A 6,125-nucleotide genomic window follows, 5' to 3' on the forward strand; every position below is an offset into this window, starting at 1 on the left:
CGGCAGCCGCACGGCGCAGCCGACGCGGGTAAAGGCATTCATTGACCTGGCGGTCAAGCGCCTGGTGGGGAATAGTGAGTTTGTCTTGACGGCGAAGGAACTGGCGGCGGCGGAAGCAAAGGGGCGCAAGGCGTTTGTGTCTGGCTGAGGGGTCTCAGGCCACGCCAATCAAAACCTTCGCTTCTTCAAGCTCCGCATGCTCGAACGCAGGCGCAAAGTCCTCCAGTTCCCGGGGCAAAAGGCTCACCTCGCTTGAAACGGCGACAGTCCGCCACTGCACGACGGCCGCCACCACTTCCGCCAGGGTGCGCAGCGCATCCTCGGGCGTCAGTTCAAAGCGCGCGGCTTGCGCCAGCAATTGCTCCACCGAGGTGATGGCGCCCGTGTCTTCACTCAGCCAGGTCTTGGACTCCCGCTCCTTGTCGGGGAAGGGGTTCAGGTCAAACGCCGGCGCCAGGCGCCACAGGTTTTTGCCCACATACAGAAAGCCGATGTTCTGCAAGTGGTCGTCGACATTGGTGATCAACAGGTTGAACACCAGCCGGCGCCAGAGCTGCCGTGTGTCGTTCGCGAATTCAACGACCCTGGAGCGCATCGCGTCCACCACTTCCGCGTAGGCCCGCTCCTCGTTGCGGCCGGCCTGCAGCAAGGTGGCGCCCGACATATAGGGAATCCGTCCGTTGTCCGCGGTGCGGTCAAAGCGCCGGATCAGCGCCACCGGCTCACCCTGCACCATCACCACGCGCGCCCTGGCGGTGTCTATGCCGGCTTTCTCCGCCAGGCGCAAGGCCAAAACTTCGCCGCGCGTGACGCTGCGCTCGTCCTGCGCACTCGGAAACTTGCCCATGGCCAGCCAGCCGTCGCTGTCCACCACCGTGCACTTCGGGCGCATTCCGCCCAGCGAGGTGCCTTTGCCCTGCAGGTACTTGAGGTCGGCGGCCGACTCCGTGTTCAGCTCCACCGCACGCGAGGCGCTTAATATTTTTTCAAGCTCCAGCAAGGGCGGTGTGGCGCGTTTTCCTTCTTCGGGCGCGCGCAGGTAGCCGCGCTTCGCGTCGCGCAGGCGCAGCGCGCCGATGCGGCTGAAGTCGTCCACCGCGCATAAATAGTCCAGTTCCGTCAGCGCGCCCAGCGCGGGCTTGCTCTTGCGCTCTTTCGCATGCGCGCGCGCGATCACGCGGCGGCCCCATGCGTCCGGCTCGGTGTCGGCCAGGGCCTGGAAAAAACAGGAGTCATCCTTGCCGGGCGCCTTGCGGACCTGGAAGCCTTGCACACGTTGCAGGTCTGGCGAGATGTCAAATACGCGCGCCTCTGTCAGCCATGCCGGCGCATACGCGAACTGCGAAAACTCCCGTTGGCCGGCCTTCACATAAACCAGCTTGCCTACGGGCAGTTCGTCGCGCCCGATGAAGACGTCCAGCTCCGACTTGCCGCCCGGCTCCGGGGCTTTGGTTTTTTTGGGAGGGGTGGCCATGGCGATTCCTTGGGGCGATTCAGAAAGCGCCGCTATCAGCCCTGGCCTTGGGCAAACGCGCCCGGCGCGGCAGTTTCTCATCCATCAGCGCCAGCCCAACAGCGTCTTGCTGCGTGTCCAGCAACTGGTCCAGCGCACCCAGGCCGCCCAACACTTGCAGGGTGCGCGCCAGGTGCTGCAGCGCGGTACCCGGGTGGCCCGCCTCCATGCGCCGCACCGTGTTCACCGACGTGCCTATGCGCTCCGCCAATGCCGCCTGCGAGAGGTTGCGGCGCAGCCGCGCCAGCGCGATGTTCTGGCCAAGGCGCTGCAGGGTCCGGTCAACGGAGAAAGGGATGGGTTTCATAAAATTAATCTAAATTTGGATTCTTAAAAGATTTAAAAGTCCAAATAAGAGTGATTATCTGCTTAGATGGATAGATATCAATAGAATTTTAAATAAAAGTCTAAATATATTCTATTAAATCTAATAAAAATCTAAATATGAGTTGTTAAATGGATTTTAAGGTACTCAGATTTGGACTTTGGCTTTTGGGCAGCCGGCGCCCTTGCTGCACGATGGCTTATGGGAGCCGCCCAAGGCGTGCGCTGTGGGTCAGGCTTGGGCAGCCTCTGCCTGTCCATTCAATGGGCTTGGCCACTCACAATGGACAAACACCGAGCCTGGACAAATTGCACTGGCCAATGCTTTGGCCGGCCATGCCTTGAACATCGATGGCATCGACACGCGGGGTGCGATAGGTCGATAGATAAAAATCAAAAAGCGGCGTCAGCGCCCCCTCGGGTCAAACTTCAGTGCAATTCAACAATTAGTGGGGCACATCAGACGGATGACCAGAAGACTCCCTAACCTTGTCCAACAATACCAAGTTGCTGTTTGGGAATGGTGAGGAGAACTCTTGCTAATGTCCGTTGACCACTCCCGGCCTGTCATGAGTTCGGCTGGCGCGCCGTGTCGCAAACCGGCCGGTGTCGCCCCGATCCCTCAGAGACAGCAGATCAACAAGTGAGAAATCAACAGATCCACACGCCTAGCCAAAATGCCTAAGCAGCACCAGTTCCCACTTGGCCCCTTGCGGCCACAAACGGCACAGCCCCCTCCACCGTCTCCCAAATAAACCGCCCCGAGGGGCTGTTCTGCTCCTCGACGATATGCGCGACCAGCCCGGCCGCGCGAGAAATGACGGCAAAGCCGCGCATCACGGCGGTCGGCACGCCGATCTCCCCCAGCAGCGCCGCGACGGCCCCGGTCGCATTGATGGTGATGGGCCGGCCCGCGACGGCATCGACGGCGGTTGAGAGTTTTTCGAGTGCGCGAATCTTGTCGCCGGCCAGTTCGGGTTCGGCGCGGGCCAGGTCGAGCAGCTTGTAGGCGCGTGGGTCTACCGGCTTGTGCAGGTGGTGGCCGAAGCCGGGAATCGGGCTTTTGAGGTTTTTGTAGTGGCTGGCGATGGCCAGGGCTTCGGCTTCGGGGTCGGCTGCCGCGGAGATGCGGTCCAGCAGGCCTGAGCAGTTTTCCATGGTGCCGACGAAGGAGCTGCCCACGGCCAGCAGGCCGGCGGCGACGGCGCCTTGCAGGTTTTCGGGGGCGCTCATATAGACCAGGCGGGTGGAGATGGCGCTGGGTGTGAGGCCGTGTTCCATCAACACAATCAGTACCGCGTCGGTGATGCGCAGGTCCACGCCGCGCGGTGCGCGGTTCAGGATTTGCATCAGCATCACTTCGGTGAATGTCTTTTTGCCCATCAGGTCTTGCACCAGGTCGGCATTGCGGTAGTGCAGGCTGGTGAGGGTATGGGTGCACAGGCTGGTGACGGGCTTGGCGCTGGGTTTGCTGCTGTTGCTCATGGAAAGTAATCTTTCAGGGGGACGTTGCGGTTGTGGCACCTGCTAGCGCCAGGGCCTGCGCGCGCACGGCGCTTTTGAGCACCTTGCCGACGGGCGAGCGCGGCAGGCTGTCGTGGAAGTGGATGTGTTTGGGGGTCTGCACCGGGCCCAGGCGTTCGCGCACAAAGGCGATCAGCTCGGCCTGGCTGGTTTGCCAGCCGGGGCGCAGTTGCACCGCCGCCTGCACGGCTTCGCCCCATTTGTCGTCCGGTATGCCGAAGACTGCGCATTCATGCACGGCCGGGTGCTGGCCCAGCGCGTTCTCCACATCCACGGGGTAGACGTTAAAGCCGCCGGTGATGACCAGGTCCTTGAGCCTGTCCTTGAGGTAAAGGTAGCCGCGTTCGTCAATCAGGCCGCGGTCGCCGGTGTGCAGCCAGCCGTCCACAATGGTTTCAGCCGTCAGGCCGGGCAGGCGCCAGTAGCCCGACATCAGCAAATCGCCGCGCGCCACCACCTCGCCGACCTCGCCCGCGGGCAGCAGCCGGCCGTTGGGCGCCATGACGGCCACGTCGCTGAACCAGGTGGTGCGGCCCACGGCGGCCCAGTTGCGCTCGTCCTCAAAATCCTCGGGCCGCATCACGGTCAAGATTTGCGGGGCCTCGGTCTGGCCGTAGGTGGTGCCCAGCACCGGGCCGAAGAAGTCGCGCACTTCGCGGATTTTTTCGGGCGGCATGGGGGCGCCGCCGTAGATCAGGCGGCGCAGTTTCGGGAAGTCGGCGCGCGATGCACCGGGCAGGGCCATCAGCATGTAGACCAGCGTGGGCGGCATAAAACTCACGGTGCCGCCCTTGTGCTGGAAGGCCGCGCGCACGGCCTCGGCGCCCGCGCCGGCCAACAGCACATGGCAGCCGCCCTGGGCCAGTATGGGCAGCAGGTAAGTCGAGGTGCCGTGGGTGATGGGCGCGGCCACCACATAGCGCTCATGCTCGTCAAAACCCCAGGCATGGATCTGGTTGCTGATGTTGGCCATCCAGGCGCGGTAGGTCTGCATCACGCCCTTGGGCGCGCCTGTGGTGCCGCCGGTGAACTTGATGGCCTGGGTGGCCTCGGGCGGCAATATGAAGCTGGGGCGCTGAGCGCCCGCGTGGCGCGCGCTCAGCGCGGCCAGGCTGGGGGCGCCGTCATTGCCGGCCACGCCGCAATAAATGCGCCGGCCGGGCGCGCCTTCGAGCAGGGGCACGCACTCGGCGTCCAGGATGATGATGGACGGCTCGGTGGCGTCAATGATGCGGCGGATTTCAGGGGCGGTGCTTTTGGGGTTGAGCGGCACCCAGGTCTTGCCGCAGGCCAGCACGGCCAGCAGCGCGGCGATGTGCTCGCTGCTGTTGCCGGCGCAGATCGCGACACGGCTTTGCGGCAGCGGGTCTATCTCTACCAATGCGGCGGCAAAGGCCGAGACCCAGGCGGCCAGCGCGTCGTAGCGCAGCGTGCCTTCGAGCGCGTCGATCGCGATGCGCTCGGGCCAGCGTTCGGCGGCGCGCCAGAAAAAATCAATCGGGTTCATGCGGTGCTTCCCTTTCCCTGGTTGTTATTCAGCGCGCGCGCCGGACTGCTTGACCACCTCGCGCCAGCGTTTGGCTTCCGAGAGTGTCCAGCTGCGCATCTGCGCGGGCGTGCCGGGCTCGGGCGTGGCTGCGAGGTTGAGCAGGCGCTGGCGCACCTCGGGCAGGGCCAGCAGCTTGACGAGCTCGCTGTTCACGCGCTGCACCACGGCTTGCGGCGTGCCGGCCGGCCCGGCGATGCCGAACCAGGACTGCACGTCAAAACCCGGGAAGCCCGACTCGGCCACCGTGGGCACCTCGGGCAGCAGCGGCGAGCGCTGGGCGCTGGTGATGGCGATCGCGTTGAGCTTGCCGCCGCGCACATGCGGCAGGACCGAGGGCGCGTTGTCAAACATGGACTGCACCTGGCCGCCCAGCAGGTCGGTGACGGCCGGTGCGCTGCCGCGGTAGGGCACATGCAGCATGGGCGCCTTGGCCGCCATCTTGAAGATCTCGCCCGAGAGGTGGATCGACGAGCCGCTGCCGGACGAGGCAAAGGTGATGCCGTTGGGCGAAGTTTTGGCGAAGTTCACGTAGTCGGCCAGGGTCTTGACGGGCAGCTGCGGGTTCACCACCAGGATGTTGGGCACCTTGGCGATCAGGCCCATGGGCTCGAAGTCTTTGAGCGGGTCGTAGCCCAGCTTGTCGTAGAGCGAGGCATTGATGGTGTTGGCGATGGTGTAGACGTACAGGGTGTAGCCGTCGGCCGGCGCGCGCGCGACGATCTCGGCGCCCACATTGCTGTTGGCGCCCGCGCGGTTGTCCACCAGCACGGGCTGGCCCAGCTGCTTGCCGAGCTCCACGGCAACAATGCGCGCAATCACATCGGTGGCGCCGCCGGCCGCATAGCCGACGACCAGCTTGATGGGCTTGCTGGGCCAGGCCGCGGGCTGGGCCCGGGCGGGCAGGGTGGTGCAGGCGAAGGCTGTGAACAGCGCGGCCAGGGCCGCCCGGCGCGATGGGGTCTTGAACAAACTCATATAGAAGTGTCTCCTGTTGTTGGTATGCGCTGCGTGTGCCTGGCCTCTGGGGGCGGCTTGGCGGCAACAGGGAAATTCTTGACCAGGCCCCGCCAGGCAACAAATTCAAACGTCCGGCCAGCGGACGTTTTATAGTCCCCTGCATGGCCCCGCGTTCTTCTTCTTCAAAACCTTCCACGCCCCTTGCCGAACCGATGGAACCCGCCGATGACGGCGGCAGCCGCACCCTGCGGCGCGGCC

General features: G+C 64.3%; 5 protein-coding genes. All 5 read right to left on the reverse strand.

The annotated features are described in order from the left end of the window. Positions 1-154 precede the first annotated feature (154 nt). The 5 genes from PMI15_RS04200 to PMI15_RS04220 all read right to left on the reverse strand — a co-directional run bounded on the left by PMI15_RS04200 (position 155) and on the right by PMI15_RS04220 (position 5,885). Positions 155-1,474 carry a type II toxin-antitoxin system HipA family toxin gene (locus PMI15_RS04200; protein WP_007864133.1) on the reverse strand — a complete coding sequence of 440 codons (1,320 nt, stop codon included), beginning with the start codon at positions 1,472-1,474 and terminating at the stop codon, positions 155-157. A gap of 19 nt (positions 1,475-1,493) precedes the next feature. After that, complete coding sequence (locus PMI15_RS04205) at positions 1,494-1,820, reverse strand: helix-turn-helix domain-containing protein (RefSeq protein WP_007864134.1); 327 nt, start codon at positions 1,818-1,820, stop codon at positions 1,494-1,496. A 698-nt stretch (positions 1,821-2,518) separates the two neighbouring features. Continuing rightward, positions 2,519-3,322 (reverse strand): citryl-CoA lyase, encoded by an 804-nt coding sequence (locus PMI15_RS04210; protein ID WP_007864152.1) that lies wholly within the window; start codon positions 3,320-3,322, stop codon positions 2,519-2,521. Between the two features lie 13 nt (positions 3,323-3,335). Then, positions 3,336-4,868, reverse strand: coding sequence for a class I adenylate-forming enzyme family protein (locus PMI15_RS04215; RefSeq protein WP_007864154.1), 1,533 nt, complete (start codon positions 4,866-4,868; stop codon positions 3,336-3,338). 24 nt (positions 4,869-4,892) lie between these two features. Continuing rightward, positions 4,893-5,885, reverse strand: a complete 993-nt coding sequence (locus PMI15_RS04220; RefSeq protein ID WP_007864156.1) for a tripartite tricarboxylate transporter substrate binding protein — start codon at positions 5,883-5,885, stop codon at positions 4,893-4,895. Positions 5,886-6,125 lie beyond the last annotated feature (240 nt).

Origin of the sequence: Polaromonas sp. CF318, from assembly GCF_000282655.1 — a bacterium.
In the GTDB taxonomy this organism is placed as follows: Bacteria; Pseudomonadota; Gammaproteobacteria; order Burkholderiales; family Burkholderiaceae_C; genus Polaromonas.

What these genes read in the sequence shown, in the direction of transcription:
- PMI15_RS04220 (WP_007864156.1), bottom strand. Translation starts at nt 5,885, where the DNA reads ATGAGTTTGTTCAAGACCCCATCGCGCCGGGCGGCCCTGGCCGCGCTG.
- PMI15_RS04210 (WP_007864152.1), bottom strand. Translation starts at nt 3,322, where the DNA reads ATGAGCAACAGCAGCAAACCCAGCGCCAAGCCCGTCACCAGCCTGTGC.
- PMI15_RS04200 (WP_007864133.1), bottom strand. Translation starts at nt 1,474, where the DNA reads ATGGCCACCCCTCCCAAAAAAACCAAAGCCCCGGAGCCGGGCGGCAAG.
- PMI15_RS04205 (WP_007864134.1), bottom strand. Translation starts at nt 1,820, where the DNA reads ATGAAACCCATCCCTTTCTCCGTTGACCGGACCCTGCAGCGCCTTGGC.
- PMI15_RS04215 (WP_007864154.1), bottom strand. Translation starts at nt 4,868, where the DNA reads ATGAACCCGATTGATTTTTTCTGGCGCGCCGCCGAACGCTGGCCCGAG.